This window comes from Nostoc flagelliforme FACHB-838 (assembly GCF_014698065.1).
Lineage (GTDB): Bacteria > Cyanobacteriota > Cyanobacteriia > Cyanobacteriales > Nostocaceae > Nostoc > Nostoc flagelliforme_B.
The window spans coordinates 1-3,052 of the sequence record NZ_JACJSI010000569.1; the positions used below are offsets into that span (position 1 = coordinate 1).

Here is a 3,052-nt window from a genome sequence, read left to right on the forward strand (position 1 = left end):
TGGTATGAAAAATACTTGAAGAAAGTGGTGAATCTGACACTTGATGCCAAGCACCAGGGGGATGAAATCTGGGCGATCGGTGGAGGCTGCCTCTTACCAGGATTTAAAAAGCTGTTGGAGAAAAATGGCTTCAAAATTTTGGACAATCCGGTAGAAGCCAATGTCTCTGGGCTTTTAGAGATGGCAAAAACTATTATGAGCAAGAACCCAACTACTACATCTGGTACATCTCTTAAGTGAAGTTATAACAATGGCAGATAAAAAAGACTTAGCACCGGAAAAAGTTCGCATCAAAGATAATTACCGAGAACGCATATTTGCAGAATCGCAAAAACTAGATAAAAGTTACCTGGACACGATTTACTTTATAGTTGATTGCTATTTTGTTTTCATCAAGGCTGGATTACCTGCACAACTTTTAGCTGACCCACCGATTAATACTGAGTCAAAACAACTCACCTCTCGGACTTCAACTCCATTTGCAGAGGAGAAAGAAGAAGATTCTTCAGGGGAAACATTCAGCCTTGATTTTGATTTGTAACCGTCAAATGAAGTTGGCAACGGTAAAGAACGGGAATTAGCCTTAAAAGCGGTAAGGGGAATGGCACGCTTGTTAAGCGTAAATCTCAGGTATTTCTGGATGAAACGGTGTGGGGAGGGAAAAAGGCTGTAGGGAAGCAAGAAGATGTTGTTCTATTTGATACACTAAAACTCAATTTTCCTAATACACTCAGCTGCAACCCTACCCTCTACACCCTTTTTAGTGTGAGGAATTAAGAAGATGTTGAACTCCTTGACGCACTCGCATTCTATTGTCTGGAACACACTCACCTCACACCTGCCCCCAACAAGATAGTCAGCAAGCAGGTTTCACATAAATCTAGCGTGCCATTCCATCAGTGAGAGCTAATTCATCAGCGTAGGCGTAGCCCGCCGCAGGCATCGCTTACGGTCGTCGTTCATGTCAGCACAAAGTTATTCTTCCTCCTCCTCGTCATATTCATAATCTGCATAATCCTTCCCATGCTGCTCATACCACAGGCGTTCTTCCTCTTGAGCCGCCTCTCGCTGTATCCTTTTCCGCTCTGCAATCTCTGCTTCTAGGAGTTCTTGCTCTAATCTCTCCTTCTCAACCCTTTCTCTTGAGAGCCTTTCTCGCTCTTGGGTTTCTTGCTCTACCCTCTCCCTCTCAAGTTTGATTAATCGCTGCTCGACTCGTCCACAGTAAAAATCCAAAGCCTTGCCCGTCGCGGCTCCGGTACAGGTACCACCCACTAGAAAAATGAGTCCAGTTTTCCAACCTTCAATCGGGCCACCGCTCCACTGCAAACTTTTTTGATTAAACCACACCAGCACAGAAAAGACAGAAATTCCAACTATTGTATTGATCAGCGCAAAAACTCTTGGTGTCATTTCAGTCTGGCGGAGAATTAGCCACTGTCCCAGCCAGAGTATTGCACCAAAAATCACCGCAGCAATCCCGCTCATGACCAAATGATCTGGATATTTGAACGGATCTAGTGCCATATTAATAATTAATGGCGCAAATATCAGCGCACAGAGCAAAAAGCCAATTAATAAGCCAACAATGCTTATCAAGCTCCAGTAGCGACCGAGATAGCCGAGGCGGAATTCCAGTATCCACTCTTGTACGGGAAGCATTGTAATGTAAAACGCGATCCCTACACTAACGTAATCGAGCATTGGCAGTTGTTTTACCTTTATATATATTTAGCGTATTTGGCATATAAAAAATATGTTTGGAAAAATACAGTTTCCATAACCCTATCCCTGAACCATAACCCCACGTTTGCTGGATATCCACCCGCAGTTATAAAACCCGTTCTAAATCCTTCTATACAATCTAAAAGGTTAAAGAATGTTAAGCATTCATTGCGTCACATTCCATTCCTACATCGTCTTTATACGCGGTTGTAGGTTTTTTTTTAATCTCCCAACCCTTCCGACACTTCCCTAAGCTCCCCAACACAATACAAGCCTTCCAAACTGTAAGCCCTGCGATTTAGCCCTTAGAAGCGATTTAGCAGGGCTTTAAGGTTGGGAAACGGGATAACTCGACCCAACAGGGTCAACCTTGAGAACGCTTTGGGTGCGATCGCCCCTCTCCCTTTCATCCCCAATACCCAATGCCCAATGCTCAAAAAATAAATCTATCTTTGTAAGTCCATTTGTTGTGTTTGAGATTTAGCTAGGATTTTATCAATTTGAGTATTGACATCCTCAAAAGTTTGCAATATCTGTGGAGTTAGTTTATTAGCCTGCACTCTCCCTGATTGCAAGTTTAAAATTACCTCCCCATTTTTTTGTGAAATAGTTAAATCTCTCTGCTGGGTATTGAAAGCCAAATCATAAATCTTTCCTTGAACTTGAGTACCATTTTCATCAGACTTACCCCAGACCATGCCAATCCTTTGAGCAATTTGAGTCAACCGACTGATGGCTTCAAGCTCAAATGTATCTTGATTCATTATTGTCAAAGCTTGGGCTGATAATTGCTCACCAGCTTTAAACCCATTAGCCACTTCTACAATGCGTTTTTTGTAATTCTCCGACTTCCCTAACTTATCTGCGGCATTATAAGCTGTTAAGCATTTAATTTGCACATTGAGATCGCAGGGAGCAGGGAGCAGGGGAGAGGGTTTGCAGCTTTATATCACCATAAAAATGGTGCAATTTAAATGACGATTAGCTTACCAATTTCTCAAGTCATCAATAGTGACTGTCGGGGGCTTCTCTACACTTAGAGGTTCGGTTTTCACACTATTACTGATGTCTGGTGTAGAAGGAGTCGTGGAGAGTAATGGAGTTATAGATTGGTTAGGTGGGGATTGTGCTGTTTGTTCTGGTGGTTTCAAAAACTGCGGTCGTGTGGCGAGGGAATTAACTCTTTGTTGATAGTCACTATCCGTTTCAATAATCAATACGTCTGCCAATTTACGAGGGTTCAACGCCGGTGGAAACGGGATGAATACGTCCTAAAGCAGTAAGCTTGGCAAAAATCTTGGTTAATAAAATAGGCTCAGGGATTTCG

General features: G+C 42.6%; 4 protein-coding genes and 1 pseudogene. 2 read left to right on the forward strand and 3 right to left on the reverse strand.

Annotation, left to right across the window (positions count from 1 at the left end):
* Both H6G97_RS48895 and H6G97_RS48900 read left to right on the forward strand, forming a co-directional pair.
* Positions 1-240: pseudogene (locus tag H6G97_RS48895) on the forward strand (ParM/StbA family protein); the annotation flags it as partial.
* Between the two features lie 10 nt (positions 241-250).
* Complete coding sequence (locus tag H6G97_RS48900; protein ID WP_190947491.1) at positions 251-541, forward strand: hypothetical protein; 291 nt, start codon at positions 251-253, stop codon at positions 539-541.
* 434 nt (positions 542-975) lie between these two features.
* On the opposite strand, the gene H6G97_RS48905 is transcribed toward H6G97_RS48900, so the two are convergent.
* The 3 genes from H6G97_RS48905 to H6G97_RS48915 form a co-directional block, all read right to left on the reverse strand.
* The gene (locus H6G97_RS48905) at positions 976-1,704 is read right to left on the reverse strand and encodes a hypothetical protein (protein WP_190947492.1); all 729 of its coding nucleotides are present in this window, start codon (positions 1,702-1,704) and stop codon (positions 976-978) included.
* Between the two features lie 467 nt (positions 1,705-2,171).
* On the reverse strand, positions 2,172-2,624 hold the full coding sequence (locus H6G97_RS48910; protein ID WP_190947493.1) for a hypothetical protein: 453 nt from the start codon (positions 2,622-2,624) through the stop codon (positions 2,172-2,174).
* A gap of 87 nt (positions 2,625-2,711) precedes the next feature.
* Entirely contained in the window at positions 2,712-2,942 is a 231-nt protein-coding gene (locus tag H6G97_RS48915; protein WP_190947494.1) for a hypothetical protein, read from the reverse strand.
* Between the last annotated feature and the right edge of the window lie 110 nt (positions 2,943-3,052).

Coding starts and splice junctions, on each gene's coding strand:
- H6G97_RS48900 (WP_190947491.1), top strand. CDS start 251: ATGGCAGATAAAAAAGACTTAGCACCGGAAAAAGTTCGCATCAAAGAT.
- H6G97_RS48905 (WP_190947492.1), bottom strand. CDS start 1,704: ATGCTCGATTACGTTAGTGTAGGGATCGCGTTTTACATTACAATGCTT.